General features: G+C 70.1%; 10 protein-coding genes and 1 tRNA gene. 7 read left to right on the forward strand and 4 right to left on the reverse strand.

What is annotated here, in order from left to right:
* Positions 1–157: 157 nt before the first annotated feature.
* On the forward strand, positions 158–796 hold the full coding sequence (locus KUA19_RS30775) for a GOLPH3/VPS74 family protein (RefSeq protein WP_217401585.1): 639 nt from the start codon (positions 158–160) through the stop codon (positions 794–796).
* On the opposite strand, the gene KUA19_RS30780 is transcribed toward KUA19_RS30775, so the two are convergent.
* Positions 744–1,970 carry a cation:proton antiporter gene (locus tag KUA19_RS30780; RefSeq protein WP_217401587.1) on the reverse strand — a complete coding sequence of 409 codons (1,227 nt, stop codon included), beginning with the start codon at positions 1,968–1,970 and terminating at the stop codon, positions 744–746. The genes KUA19_RS30775 and KUA19_RS30780 overlap by 53 nt on opposite strands.
* A gap of 176 nt (positions 1,971–2,146) precedes the next feature.
* Here KUA19_RS30780 and KUA19_RS30785 point away from each other — a divergent pair, with 176 nt between their 5' ends.
* From KUA19_RS30785 to KUA19_RS30805, 5 genes are all read left to right on the forward strand, one after another.
* The gene (locus KUA19_RS30785) at positions 2,147–3,733 is read left to right on the forward strand and encodes a phytoene desaturase family protein (RefSeq protein WP_217401589.1); all 1,587 of its coding nucleotides are present in this window, start codon (positions 2,147–2,149) and stop codon (positions 3,731–3,733) included.
* Positions 3,730–4,926: an aromatic ring-hydroxylating oxygenase subunit alpha gene (locus tag KUA19_RS30790; protein ID WP_217401591.1), complete on the forward strand. Its 1,197-nt coding sequence runs from the start codon at positions 3,730–3,732 to the stop codon at positions 4,924–4,926. The genes KUA19_RS30785 and KUA19_RS30790 overlap by 4 nt, the downstream gene beginning before the upstream one ends.
* A gap of 91 nt (positions 4,927–5,017) precedes the next feature.
* A complete protein-coding gene (locus tag KUA19_RS30795; protein ID WP_217401593.1) occupies positions 5,018–6,016 on the forward strand; it encodes a hypothetical protein in 999 nt (332 codons plus the stop codon).
* A gap of 69 nt (positions 6,017–6,085) precedes the next feature.
* Complete coding sequence (locus KUA19_RS43295) at positions 6,086–9,160, forward strand: glycoside hydrolase family 2 TIM barrel-domain containing protein (protein WP_308167749.1); 3,075 nt, start codon at positions 6,086–6,088, stop codon at positions 9,158–9,160.
* A gap of 114 nt (positions 9,161–9,274) precedes the next feature.
* Positions 9,275–11,179 (forward strand): DNA/RNA helicase domain-containing protein, encoded by a 1,905-nt coding sequence (locus tag KUA19_RS30805; protein ID WP_308167750.1) that lies wholly within the window; start codon positions 9,275–9,277, stop codon positions 11,177–11,179.
* Between the two features lie 18 nt (positions 11,180–11,197).
* Here the strand turns inward: KUA19_RS30805 and KUA19_RS30810 are convergent, their stop codons facing one another.
* Positions 11,198–11,764 carry a P-loop nucleotide/nucleoside kinase family protein gene (locus KUA19_RS30810; protein ID WP_217401597.1) on the reverse strand — a complete coding sequence of 189 codons (567 nt, stop codon included), beginning with the start codon at positions 11,762–11,764 and terminating at the stop codon, positions 11,198–11,200.
* A 133-nt stretch (positions 11,765–11,897) separates the two neighbouring features.
* Here KUA19_RS30810 and KUA19_RS30815 point away from each other — a divergent pair.
* A tRNA-Leu gene (locus KUA19_RS30815) sits at positions 11,898–11,981 on the forward strand.
* Here the strand turns inward: KUA19_RS30815 and KUA19_RS30820 are convergent.
* Both KUA19_RS30820 and KUA19_RS30825 read right to left on the reverse strand, forming a co-directional pair.
* A complete protein-coding gene (locus KUA19_RS30820; RefSeq protein WP_217401774.1) occupies positions 11,937–13,616 on the reverse strand; it encodes a recombinase family protein in 1,680 nt (559 codons plus the stop codon). The two genes, KUA19_RS30815 and KUA19_RS30820, sit on opposite strands and share 45 nt — an antisense overlap.
* The gene (locus KUA19_RS30825; protein ID WP_217401599.1) at positions 13,613–13,894 is read right to left on the reverse strand and encodes a hypothetical protein; all 282 of its coding nucleotides are present in this window, start codon (positions 13,892–13,894) and stop codon (positions 13,613–13,615) included. Before KUA19_RS30825 ends, KUA19_RS30820 begins: the two co-directional genes overlap by 4 nt.
* Positions 13,895–14,028 lie beyond the last annotated feature (134 nt).

A 14,028-nucleotide genomic window follows, 5' to 3' on the forward strand; every position in this document is an offset into this window, starting at 1 on the left:
GGGCGGGCCCCCCCCCCCCCCCCCCGGGGGGGCAGAAAGTAAAGGAGCAAGGCCACCCGGCGGGGGTCCGGGGGGGGGGCGGGGGTAACCGCTGACATTTCAGGGTGGTGTGGCGGGGTTCGCCCCGCCCACACCACACCCGTTTTCGGAGGACAGCATGGAACTGGCTCTCGCCGACGAGCTCTTCCTCATCGGGCACGACGAGTACAGCGGCAAGACGAAGATCAACAATGAGGTGCTGTCCTGCGGCCTGGCCGCCGCCGCGCTCGGTGAGCTGTTGCTGGCCGGAACCCTGGTGGTCGAGTCGGGCCGGGTCGCGGCCTGGTCGGCGCGGCAGAACGGCGACGCGGTCAACGACCAGGTGGTGGCCGAGCTGCAGAAGGTCGGCACCGGGCATCCGGTGCAGAACTGGATCCAGCATCTGCGTACCGACGTCAAGGAGGTCGTCGCCCACCGCCTGGGCCTGCGCGGTGTCGTGCGCCGGGAGACCTCGCGCGGCCTGACCGGCCGTACCCAGGTCCGCTACCCGGCGGCCGACCCGACCGAGGCGACGCGTTCGGTGGTGCGGCTGGGGTTCCTGCTGGGCCGCCCCAGCGAGGTGCTGGATGTGCCGTCGGCGCTGCTGGCGTCGCTGACCACGGTGATCGGGGTCTCGATCGTGGTGCCGATGTTGAGCAACGGGGCGACCCGCGACCGGCTGGAGTCCGTCCGGCTCGGGTTGCCGCAGGAGCTGCGGGAGCTGGTCAAGGGCGTCGAGTCGGCGATCGCGACGGTGGCCCTGCAGGCGCGGGGCTGAGCGCGGCGGACTCCCACCGGACCCACCGGTTGGCGAACAGTCGGGTACTCAGCCCGTGTACGACGATGCTGAGCCCGACCACGACGACGACCATGTCGGCGACCCAGTCGGCGTCCAGGCCGCTCAGTTGCTCCAGGGCGATGATGCCGAGCACCATGCTGTCCAGGCCGCGCGGTCCCCAGAAGCCGAGCGCGAGCACTTCGCGTCGGGGCAGGTGGGTGCCGATCAGGGCCAGTGCCACCGGGATCATGCGGATGACGGTGAGGCTGGCGAAGGCGTAGAGGAACACCCGCCAGTCCAGGCCGTCGGTGAACGACGGCACGACCAGGGACCCGAACACGAACCAGACCGCGGCCGACAGCACGGCCACGGCGTCCTCGCAGGTCTGTAGGGCTGAGCGGGGCAGGTCGGGTGCGGTGGCGCGGCAGGTCAGTCCGGCGGCGAAGGCGGCGACGAAGCCGTTGCCGTGTAGTACGTAGGCGCCGGCGAACGCGGCGATGGCCAGGGCGAGCAGGCCGACCCGTTCGGCGTCGTCGGTGCTCCAGTCGCGGCGGCGGGCCCAGAGCAGCAGGCGGGCGCCGCCGAAGCCGCAGGCGGTGCCGACGATGACGGAGATGAGCAGTTCGAGCAGCACTTCGGGGACGGTGGTGCCGCCGGCGGCTCCGGCGAGCACGATGAGCAGCAGTGGTGCGGCCAGGCCGTCGTCGAGGCCGCTGACGACGGTGATGGTCTGGCGTAGGTCGCCGGGCAGGCGTTGGTCGTGCAGCAGTGGGGTGATCGGGGTGGAGTCGGTGGCCGACAGGGTGACGGCGGTGATGGCGCAGACCCACCAGCCGGCGCCGGCCAGCAGTGGGATCGCGGCGAGGTAGCCGAGCAGGACGGTGAGTGGGAACGCGATGAGCAGCATGCGCAGGGTGACGCCGGTGTGGGTGCGCAGCCAGCGGATGCCGATGTCGGTGGCGTCGGTGAACAGGACCACGGCGAGGGTGAGTTCGACGAGGTGGCGGACGGTGGGGCCGGTGAGTTCGACGTCGACGAGCGGGTGGGTGCCGCTGGTGAGGATCATGCCGGAGGCGGCCATGGCGATGGGGACCGTGACGCTGTAGCGCTGGGCTGGTCGGGCGATGACGGCCCAGGCGACCAGCACCAGGCCGAGCATCAGTACGGCGAGCATGCGCGACCCCTCACCCTGTCCATTCAACCGGCCGGGGCGTCTCGGCGGGGCGCATTGCGGCGATCGGTGGTTGCGCAGATGGTTGCCGGGTGCGCCATATTAAATGATCGTTGTAAATATTGCGCATGTCGAACGTGCTCTTCCCAACTGAGTGATCAGTCAGGCACACTCTTCGGGTGACGTACGACGTGATCATCGTCGGGGGCGGGCACAACGGCCTGGTCGCCGCCGCCTACCTTGCCCGCGCCGGGCGCCGGGTGCTGGTGCTGGAACGCCGCGAGATCGTCGGCGGGGCCGCCGTCTCCGAACGCCCGTTCGGCCCGGACTTCCTGGTGACCTCCCTGTCCTATGTGGTGAGCCTGCTGCCACCGGACATGGTGCGCGACCTCCGGCTGGCCGAGCACGGCTACCACGTCTACCCGCAGGGCCCCTACTTCGCGCCCCGCCGCGACGGCCGCCACCTGCACCTGGTGAACGAACCGGGGCACCGTTACGCCGAGATCGCGAAGTTCTCCAAGGCCGACGCCGACGCCTATGAGCGTTGGGAGGCGTGGCTGGGGGCGCTGGGTGCCAAGGTCGGGCCGCTGCTGGACGCCATACCCCCGAAGCTCGGTTCGAAGCGGCCAGGTGACCTGCTCGCGCAGGCGGCGCTGCTGGGCAAGGTGCGCGGCGTGGACGTGCGGGCCGCGTTCGACCTGACCCGGCTGTTCACCGCCAGCGTCGCCGACCTGGTCGAGCACCGGTTCGAATCCGACGCGATGCGCGGCCTGCTGTCGGTGTCGGGTGTGATCGGCACCTGGGGCGGGCCCCGCAGCGCCGGGACCGCGTTCGTGACCCTGCACCACCACCTGGACCAGACCGGCGGCCAGGCGGCCGCCTGGGGCTTCCCGCGCGGCGGCATGGGCGGGGTCACCGCCGCGATGGCCGCCTCGGCGCGGGCGTTCGGCGCCGAGATCCGCACGCAGGCGCCGGTGGCCCGCATCGACGTGCGCGACGGCCGCGTCACCGGGGTCACGCTCGCCTCCGGCGAGGAGATCTCCGCCGGTACGGTGATCACCACCGCGCATCCGAAGACCTCGTTCCTGGACCTGATCGACCGGGCCGAGCTGCCCGCCGACTTCGTCGAGGACATCGAGGCGTGGCAGACCCGCTCGGGCACCGTGAAGGTCAACTTCGCGGTGGACCGGCTGCCGGTGTTCACCAGCCACCCCGACTTCGACCCCGACGTGCACGGCGGCACCATCGTGCTGTCGGAGTCGCTCGACGACGTCGAGACCGCGTTCCAGGAGGCCGCTGCGGGCCGGGCCGCGACCCTGCCGTTCGCCGACATCTGCATCCCGTCGGTGTTCGACCCGACCCTCGCCCCCGAGGGGAAACACGTGGTCAGCATGTTCACCCAGTACGTCCCGCACACCTGGGCCGCCGACCCGCACACCGCCGAACTCGACGCCTACGCCGACCGCCTTGTCGCGCGGATGGAAGCCGTCGCCCCCGGCTTCACCGACTCGATCATCGGCCGCCAGGTCATCGGCCCCCACCGGATGCAGACCGAGTACGGCCTGATCGGCGGCAACATCTTCCACGGCGAACTGACCCCCGGGCAGATGTTCCACTGCCGCCCCGCCGCCGGCTACGCCGACCTGCGCACCCCGATCCGGGGCCTCTACCAGGCCGGATCGGCCACCCACGGCGGCGGCGGAGTCACCGGCATCCCGGGACGCAACGTGGTCCGGCAGGTGCTGCGCGACCGGGGGCGGCGATGAGCGCCGCGACGCCGCCCAGTGCCTCGCCGTTGCCCGGTGCCTCGCCGTTGGCCGGAGCCGCGCCGCTGGCCGCCGACGGGCTGGCCGACGCGCTGCGGCCGTTCGGGCAGTCGCGGATGCTGCCGGTCGCCGCGTACACCGACGAGCGGGTCCTGGCCTGGGAGCGGCGGCACCTGTTCGCCGGGTCGTGGACGTGCGTGGGGCGGCGCAGCCAGCTCGCCGCCGAGGGCAACCAGCAGGAGATGACCGTCGGGGACCTGTCGGTCGTGGTCACCGTCGGGGAGCGGGTGCGGGCGTTCGCCAACGCGTGCCGTCACCGGGGCCATGAGCTGCTTGGGTCGGGGGAGCGGTGTGCGCGGCGGGCGATCGTGTGCCCGTACCACGGGTGGTCCTACGACCTGGACGGGACGCTGAAGGCCGCGCCGCGGATGGGCGAGGAGTTCGAGGCGCGCGCGTTCGGGCTGTTCGAGCTGCCCGCCGTCGACTGGCACGGGTGGGTGTTCGTCAACGCGAGTGCCTCGGCGATGCCGTTCGAGGAGCACCTGGGGACGCTGGACGATTTGGTCGCGCCGTACGCGGCCGAGCACCTGACGGTCAAGGCCGTGCACCGGTACGAGGTCGCCGCGAACTGGAAGATCATCGCCGAGAACTACCACGAGTGCTACCACTGCCCGCTGATCCATCCGGAACTGTGCGCGGTCACCCCGCCGACCTCCGGCGACAACTGGCACGAGCCCGGCCACTGGCTCGGCGGGTCGATGCGGCTGCGCGAGCACGCCGAGACGATGTCGTTGGACGGGCGCTCGCGCGGCATCATGCTGCCCGGCGTGGACCCGCGCGAGGTCCGCTACCTGGGGCTGTTCCCGAACGTGCTGCTGTCGCTGCACCCCGACTACGTGATGGCGCATCGGATGGTGCCGCTGGCGGCCGACCGCACGTTCGTGGAGTGCAGCTGGCTGTTCGACGACAAGGTCACCGACCCGTCGTACGCGGTGGACTTCTGGGACGTGACCAACCGGCAGGACTGGGCGGCGTGCGAGTCGGTGCAGCGGGGCATGTCCTCGCCGCACTACACCCCGGGGCCGCTCGCGCCGAACGAGACCGCGATCTATGACTGGGTGACGCTGCTGGCGCGGGCCTACCGCGACCCGGCCGGGGTCCTCGGGCCACAGATGGCGGAAAACCGGTCATAAGCCCACGTAGGGCTTGCTACTCCTTATATGGTGCGAAACGGCGCGTGCCGGGACGGTCGGCGCGCACGACACCATCTGCGAGGGGCAGCTCATGACGGGGTTCACGGGGGTATCACGGCGCCGGGCGGCAGCCTGGTCGGCCACGGGGGCGGCGCTGGCCGCGATGCTGGCGTTGACCGGACCGGCGGCCGCCCACCAGGCCCCCGACGGCGACGCCACCAGTGCCGCGGCGGTGAAGCCGTGCGAGCCGCTGACCAAGTTCAGCCGCAAGAACTTCAGGGACAGCGCCGAGGTGACCAACAAGTTCTACCCGCTGGTCTCGGGCTACCAGTACACGCTGCAGGGCTTCTCCGACACCGGCGGCGGCCTGCAGCCGCACACGGTCGTCCTGTTCGTCACCGACTTCGTCAAGGAGATCGACGGCGTCAAGACCCGGGTGCTGTGGGACGTCGACACCAACGACAACGTACTGGCCGAGTCCGAACTGGCGTTCCAGGCCCAGGACAAGGACAAGAACGTGTGGGTGCTGGGGGAGTACCCGGAGGAGTTCGACGAGAACGGGAACTTCACCGGCGCGCCGAACACCTGGATCTCCGGTGAGGAGGGCGCCCAGGGCGGGGTGCTGGTGCCCGGCAACCCGAAGAAGGGCAAGCAGTTCCTCGAAGGGTTCGCACCCGAGATCGACTTCCTGGACTGCGGGGAGGTGCACCGCAAGAGTCAGGACGACGTGTGCACGCCGCTCGCCTGCTACGACGGGGTGCTCGTCATCGACGAGACCAGCCCGCTGGATGAGGAGGGCGGCATCCAGCGCAAGTTCTACGCCCCCGGCGTCGGCAACGTGAAGATCACCGCGGTGGACGATCCCGAGGGTGAGACGCTGGTGCTGGTCGACAAGCACAAGCTGCCACTGGACGAGCGGCTGCAGGCCGACCTCGACGCGCTCAAGCTGGAGAACCGGGCGTACGAGATCAGCGAGGTCTACCAGAGCACCGACCCGATGTTCCTGGACCCCACCGGCCACGACCGGGGCGACCACGACCGCAAGGAGCTCGTCAAGCGGCTGAGCAAGAAGCTCGCCGCCCGCTCGTGACGGGCTGAAATCCCAGGCCGGTCCCGGGTTCTGTTGACATCTGGTAGATCATGTTGAAACCTGTTTCGCGTGCGATACCTGGAGACGATCAACCCCGGGACCGGCGCCCTCACCCCGCGCGCCCACCTGACCACCGACGCCCCCCGACTGGACCTCAACGGTGTCTGGCGGTTCCGGCTGTCGGCCACCGCCGACGTCGACGACACGTTCGCCGGTGCGGGCTACGACGACAGCGGCTGGGACGAGATCGGACTGCCCGCACACTGGCCCCTGGCCCGGCGAGACGGCAGCTGGGGCCTGCCCGCGTACACGAACGTGCGCTACCCGATCCCGGTCGACCCGCCCCACGTGCCCACCGACAACCCGACCGGCGACCACCGCCGCGTCTTCGACCTGCCCGACGGGTGGCCCGGCGGCGACGCGGTGCTGCGGTTCGACGGGATCGACTCGTGCGGGCGGATCTGGCTCAACGACACCGAACTCGGGATCACGTACGGCAGTCGGCTGCCCAGCGAGTTCGCCGTCGGGCACCTGCTGCGGCCCACCGGCAACGTCCTGGCGGTGCGGGTGCACCAGTGGTCGGCGGGCACGTACGTCGAAGACCAGGACATGTGGTGGCTGCCGGGCATCTTCCGCGACGTCACCCTGCTCGCCCGGCCCGCCGGCGGGCTGCCGGACGTGGCCGTGCACGCCGACTACGACCATCTGACGGGGCTGGGCACACTGCGGGTCGACACCGGCGGTGTCGCGGCCGTGGTGACCTGTGCTGAGCTCGGGTTGAGCGTCGGGGCCGGTGATGCGGTGACCGTGCCGGTCGGCCCATGGACCGCCGAGACACCGCGGCTGTACCGGATCGAGGTCGCCACCGCCGCCGAGCGGGCCGTGCTCGACGTGGGGTTCCGGACCGTGGTCGTCGAAGACGGGGTGCTGAAGGTCAACGGGCGGCGGGTCCTGTTCCGGGGCGTCAACCGGCACGAGTTCGATCCGGACCGGGGACGGGTCGTCGACGAGGCGCTGATGCGCGCCGACCTGGTGCTGATGAAACAGCACAACATCAACGCGGTACGGACCAGCCACTACCCGCCGCACCCCGACTTCCTGCGTCTGTGCGACGAGCTCGGCATGTGGGTCGTGGACGAGTGCGACCTGGAGACCCACGGGTTCGAGGAGAACGGGTGGCGGCGCAACCCGACCGCCGAACCGCAGTGGCGGGACGCGCTGGTCGACCGGGCGCGGCGGATGGTCGCGCGCGACCGCAACCACCCCAGCATCGTGCTGTGGTCGCTGGGCAACGAAGCCGGGGTCGGCGAGAACCTCGGGCACATGGCCGACGCGGCGCGGGCGCTGGACCCGAGTCGGCCCATCCACTACGAAGGTGACCGGAGCTGCCGGTACACCGACGTGTACAGCCGGATGTACGCCGACCACGCCGAGGTCGAACTCATCGGGCAGCGGGCCGAACCGCCGCTGGAGGATCCGGAGCTGGACGCGCGGCGGCGGGCGATGCCGTTCATCCTGTGCGAATACGCCCACGCGATGGGCAACGGGCCCGGCGGGCTGGCCGAATACCAGCGGCTGTTCGAGACGTACGAGCGGTGCCAGGGCGGGTTCGTGTGGGAGTGGCTCGACCACGGGATCCGGTCGTGGACGGCCGACGGGCGAGAGTTCTACGCCTACGGCGGGGACTTCGGCGAAGAGCTGCACGACGGAAACTTCGTGTGTGACGGACTCGTGTTCCCGGACCGGAGTCCGTCGCCGGGGCTGGTCGAATACAAGAAGGTCATCGAACCGGTGCGGATCACCGCTGGTGCGGCCGGGGACGTGGTGATCGAGAACCGGTACGACTTCGTGGAGCTGGCGGGGCTGGTGCTGCGGTGGGCGTACGCGGTCGACGGGGTCGAGCAGGCGGCGGGCGAGCTGGCCTGCCCGGCGCTCGCGGCCGGACAGCGCGCCACGCTGCCGCTGCCAGCCCTCGACCTGGCCCCGGCTGCGGTAGACGAGTCTGATCTCGGGCGGGCGCCCGAGGGCTGGTGGACCGTCAGCGCGGTGCTCGCCGGAGACGCGGCCTGGGCGAACGCCGGACACGAGATCGCCTGGGGCCAGTGGCTGGCGTCCACGTCTCTCGACACGGCGGCCACCGCCGACCCGGCCGCCCACCCAGAGACGGGCTCGACCGGGCGGCCGGAGGCGGACTCGACGGGGCGGCCGGAGGTCGGCTCGGTCACGCGACCTGCCGGGCAAACGGGGGTGTCGGTGCAGGCCGGGTCCCCGAGTGCCCGGCAACTTGGCGAGGGTGACCCGGTCTCCGGCCGGGCGGAACAGCGTGTGGAGGCCGAAGTCGCATCAGGCGCGGGCTTCAGCGCGCCGGACGCAGCGCTGTTCGACGAGCGTGGGCAGGTCGTGCGGATCGGTGGGATCGGAATCGTGGCGCCGCGGGTGGACCTGTGGCGGGCGCCGACCGACAACGACGCGCCCGTGCTGGCGCCGCAGTGGCGGCGAGCGGGGCTGCACCGGGTGCACCAGCGTGTGATCGACATGGTGCGTAGCGACGAGACGGTGACGGTGCGGACGCGGGTCGCGCCCGCAGCGATCGACGCCGGGCTGCTGGCCACCTATCGCTGGTCGGCTTGCGGGGACGTGCTGCGGCTCGACCTGGAGCTGGTGCCCGACGGTCAGTGGGCGGTGCCGCTGCCTCGGCTGGGTCTGCGGTTCGCGTTGCCGGGCCGCTACGACCAGGTGGAGTGGTACGGGCGGGGGCCGGGGGAGGCGTACCCGGACACGCGGCTGGCGGCGCGGATGGGGCGGTGGCGGGCGTCCGTCGACCAGTTGCAGACGCCGTACGTGCGGCCGCAGGAGAACGGGGCCCGGGTCGATGTGCGGTGGGCTGAGCTGCGCGACGCCAGCGGGCGCGGGGTGCGGATCGAGGCGGAGCCGCAGTTCGGGCTGACCGTACGGCGGTGGACCAGCGAGCAGCTCGACGCGGCCGCGCACACCACCGACCTGGTGCCGTCCGAGCACGTGTGGGTGAACATCGACCTCGCCCAGTACGGCATCGGCAGCCGCTCCTGCGGCCCCGACACCCTGCCCCAGTACGAACTCCATCCCCGACCCGCGTCGTTGACCGTCCTGCTACGACCCCTCTGAGCGACAACCACCGGGCGGCGGCATCGGCTGCCGCCCGGTAACCTGTTCGGGCGGCCCGCCGGGCACCGCTGACAGCGTCGTTGCCCCCACCCGCACGTGATGACACGTGCCCAGGTGGGAGAACGTTCGGTGGCGCTGGTCCGCAAATCCGCCGCGGCATTGCTCGACGACGCCCGTGCGGGCACCCTCATCTCCGTGCTCGCAGAGCAGGCCCGCATCGCGCTCAACAGTGGCGTCTCCGTCGCCGAGGTACGCAGCTGGGACAGGAGCCTGCCCGCCTTCCTCGGTGACCTCGTCGACGCCGGGCTCGGCCATGTCGAGGTGCTGCTGGAGCACCAGCTGCCCTACAGCCCCAAACGCGCCGACGTGATCCTGTGCGGCACCCATCCGCGCACCGCGCGGCCGTCGTACGTCGTGGTCGAGCTGAAACAGTGGAGCCGGGCCGAGCCCGCCGGCGAGGACCTGGTGCAGATCGACCACTACGCCCAGCCGGTGCTGCACCCCGTCGAGCAGGTACGCCGCTACTGCCAGCAGCTCGTCGACTTCACACCGATGCTCGCCGAGCAGGCCGACAGCGTCCACGGCATCGCGTACCTGCACAACGCCCTCGACACCGGGGTCTGGAACATCCGCCAGTACCGGATGGACGAGTACGGCACGCTCTACACCCTCGGCACCAAGGACGCGCTGATCGAGCGGTTGCGCGCCCGCCTCGACCCGGGCGCGGACCGCGACCGGGCGCGCAAGGCCGCCGAGGAACTGCTCGCGGCCGAGGTCGCGCCGTCGAGGAAGCTGCTGGACGTCGCGGCCAAGGAGATCCAGGACCGGGAGCAGTTCGTGCTGCTCGACGAGCAGCAGGTCGCGTTCAGCACCGTGAAGGCGGCCGTGGAGCGCTCGCGGACCGCGCGGCAGCAGACCGTGGTGATCGTCCTCGGCGGCCCCGGGTCCGGTAAGAGCGTCATCGCGCTGAGCCTGCTCGGCGAGCTGAGCCGCCACGGCCACCGGGTGATGCACGCCACCGGGTCCAGCGCGTTCACGAACACGATGCGCAGGGTCGCGGGCAGCCGCAACAAGCGGGTGCAGGGCCTGTTCGGGTACTTCAACAACTTCATCAGCGAACCGCCCAGGTCACTGGATGTGATCATCTGTGATGAGGCGCACCGGCTGCGGGAGACCAGCGTCAACCGGTTCACACCCAAGGACAAGCGGCAGGCGGCGCGGCGGCAGATCGAAGAGCTGATCGACGTGGCGCGGGTGCCGGTGTTCCTGCTCGACGAGAAGCAGATCGTGCGGCCGGGGGAGATGGGGTCGGAGTCGGCGATCCGGTACGCCGCCGAAGGGCTGGGCTGCAAGGTCGAGGTGGTGCGGCTCGACGGGCAGTACCGGTGCGGCGGGTCGGAGTTCTACGACGCGTGGGTGGCGCGGGTGCTCGGGCTGCGGCGGGACCCGGCCATGCCCTGGTCGAAGCTGGTGACCCGCGAGGACGAGCACTTCGTGGTGCGTACGGCGCGGACTCCGGCGGAGCTGGAGGCGTGGCTGGTGGGGCGCCAGCACGAGCACTCGGGGACGGCGCGGATCGCGGCCGGGTACTGCTGGCCGTGGAGTGACCCGCGGCAGGTGGGGGACCGGAAGGTGCTCGTCGATGACGTGGTCATCGGGGAGTGGGCGCGGCCGTGGAACGTCAAGCCGGAGCAGAAGGTGCCGGACGCGCCGGAGTCGTACTTCTGGGCCTCCGATGAGCGGGGGTTCGGGCAGGTCGGGTGCGTTTACACGGCTCAGGGGTTCGAGTACGACTGGGCTGGGGTGATCTTCGGGCCGGACTTCGTGTGGCGCGGGGACGGATGGGTGGCTCGGCCGCAGTACTGCAAGGACCCGGCGGTGAAGAAGGCGGACGGGAGCCAGTTCACGGAGCTGATCCGCAACACGTACCGGGTGCTGCTGACCCGGGGCATGCGCGGGGTGATCATGTACTCGACCGATGCGGAGACGCAGGCGTACCTGGAGCGGATGGCTGCCTAACGGGCGTCGGACGGCGGTCTAACGGGCGGCCAGGAGCGCCTTGATCTGGTCGGGGAGCGGTGGTGCGCCCAGGCGGTTGTCGACCGTCAGGTGGGGGACGGGTGGTTCGACACCGGCGCGGATCGTGGTGGTGTAGCCGTCGAAGTTCGCCAGCTTGGCGGCGTCCCGGGGAAGGGCGCGGGTGGTCAGGCGGGAGTGCAGGGTGGCGGGGTCAGTGCGTACCCAGACGAGGTGGACCGGGTCGCCGCCCAGTTCCTCCACCCAGGTGGACCAGCGGTCGGGGTTGTGGATCTGGCTGGTGAACGGGCCGTCGAGGAGGACGGGGCAGCCGTGGGAGCGGATGGCTCGGGCGGTGGCGGTCATGCCGCCGTACTCGTGGATCTTGATGTGGGCGTCGTACCAGGGGCCTTCGCGCTCGCTGAAGGGGCGGCCCGCCGCCGCCAGGGTGGCGGCTACGAAGCTGCCGTAGAGGACGTCCTTGTCCAGGTGGGCGGGGGTGGGGGTGAGGGCCTTGAGGAGCAGTTCGGCGACGGTGGACTTGCCTGCGCCGGGTGGGCCGGCCACTACCCAGATGTCGGCTGTCACGGGAGGGACGATAGCCGGGCGGTAACCCGATGTGCGTGATCAACCTTGGCCGTGTACAGTTATGGCTCGTGCGGCTGACGTCGGACACCTGCGGAAATGTGCGCGGGTGGGCGGGGGAGGTCGGACACCACCGGTCCGGGTGGCGGAATGGCAGACGCGCTAGCTTGAGGTGCTAGTGCCCGTATAGGGCGTGGGGGTTCAAGTCCCCCCTCGGACACACACTAGTACATGATCCATCTGGGCTGGCCTCCGCTTTGATCAAGCGGGGGCCTGGTTCGTATGTAAGCCGAAGTCCGAGTTGTCGATACAGTTCCGCCTTGTCGGCCGGATCGGCGACCTTGAGGATGGCCGCGATGCCTGACATGGCCTCGACAAGCGTTCCGATCTCACCCGGGGTCATGGTTCGGCGGCCGGTAAGCGCCCGCAGCTCCGACTCGGCCGCGGCCTTCTCGGCTTGTGCTTGGGCGATCCACTGCTGGACCAGTACTGGGTCGGTGCCGACTTCGAGCGCTGCGCGGTACCGGTCGAGCTTGGTATTGCAGCCTGCGATCTTGGTCCGGGCGGCGTCGATACGGTGTCTGTCGCGGTCGTCGTGCTGGGAATCGGCCATGGCTTGCAGGGTGTCGCGAAGGTTGGCGGGGGAGAACGCCCTGGCCACCCATGGGTCAATCAGTTCGACGATCTTGTCTTCGCGCAGGTAGACACTGCGTGGATGGGCCAGTCGCTTGGAGTCGGCGTATTCGGCGGCGTAGGTGCACCGGTAGTGCCTGCGGCCGTTGTTGAAGCTGCCGACCATGCGCCTACTGCACAGGCCGCAGAAGATCAGTCCTGACAAGGTGTAGCTGTGCTTGCTCCGGCGGGGTTTGTGCTCGACGTCGGGTCGGCGGGCGCCTGCGGCGATGAGCGTCTGTACCTGTCGGAAGGTGTCATCGTCGATGATGGCTTCATGCGCCGGATCGTTGGAGTAGATCCAATCCTGCTGTGGGCTCCAGCGCATCTTGGTGTCGTGGCCCAGAGCCACGTCCTCGACGTCGATGAGGACTTCGGTCTTGCGCTGCTTGTTCCACACCTGGCGGCCGGTGTAGCGCGGGTTGGTGAGAATCACGCGCACCGCCGACTTGCCCCATGCGTTGACGTGTCGGTGCGGGTTGCGTTGTGGGTCGCTGGCGGACGGGGACAGGATGCCGTCACGGGTCAGGCCCTCAGCGATGGCGTATAGGCCGGTGCCGCGCACGAACTCCCGGTAAATGCGCTGCACCACCGGCGCGGTTGAGGGGTCCGGCTCGAGCCTGTGCAGGCGCCTGCCGTCCGACGCCTTCGCTGGGTTGGGGTGAGGGCCGGCGTCGATGAGGCGGTAACCGTATGGAGGGCGACCGCCGAGGAACCGGCCCTCCATGGCTGCCTGCGCCGCCATGGCGGACCGGACTCGGATCTTGATGCGGTTGCGCTCGCCCTTGCTCATTCCGCCGTACAGCGCCATGACCAGGTCGTGTGCGTCGCTTCCTGGGTCGACTGCACCGCCGACCTCCGGGATCCACAGCTGCACGCCGTAGTGCTCGAAGAGTGGAAATGTCAGGCCGAACTGGTTGCCGTAGAAAGCGCGCTGTGGCTCGCCGATCACCACGCCCTCGAACCCGCGGCGCGGCTCTCGCAGCGCCGTGAGGAGTTCGGCGGCACGCGGCCGCCGCTTCCACGGCAGCGACCTGGATGTTCCGATGTCGAAGTACTCGGCGACGACTTGGTGACCGGCTGGTTCGATCAGGCTGCGGGCCCGGGTCAGCTGCCAGTTCCGTGAGGCTTCTGGATCTTGGTTGTCCTCGGTCGAGACGCGACCATAGAACGCGAATCTCATGTGTTCTCCTGTTGGTGATCTACGGGATGCGCACGGCTGTGTGAGAGGTTTCGAATCAGGCGGAACAGCGCGGACGCTGCCTGCGTGGTGAGCAGCGGGTCGTGGTCCGGCAGCTCAATGGCGAGCGCGTCGGGGTGCGAAGCTGCAGAGGGCTTGCTGGCCAGATCTTCTGCTGAAGATTGGTCGGCCTGGCGGACCTGTGGTGTCGGTGTGCCCGACGGGGTCTGCTCTTGCTCGCGCTTGGGGTGGTCGGCAGTACTGGAGTTCGTTGATGTCATGTGTCCCCAAGGGATCGCTGACGCCGCGATGCGGCGTCGTAGCTCGGTAGGCCATGGGGTCCTCCTTCGTGTCGTGCAGTGCTGAAAAGGGTGATCAACTGCGGTTGGCTGGGTGCGGAAGGGGCACTGGCAGT

The sequence above is a fragment of the Catellatospora tritici genome, from assembly GCF_019083965.1.
Lineage (GTDB): Bacteria > Actinomycetota > Actinomycetes > Mycobacteriales > Micromonosporaceae > Catellatospora > Catellatospora tritici.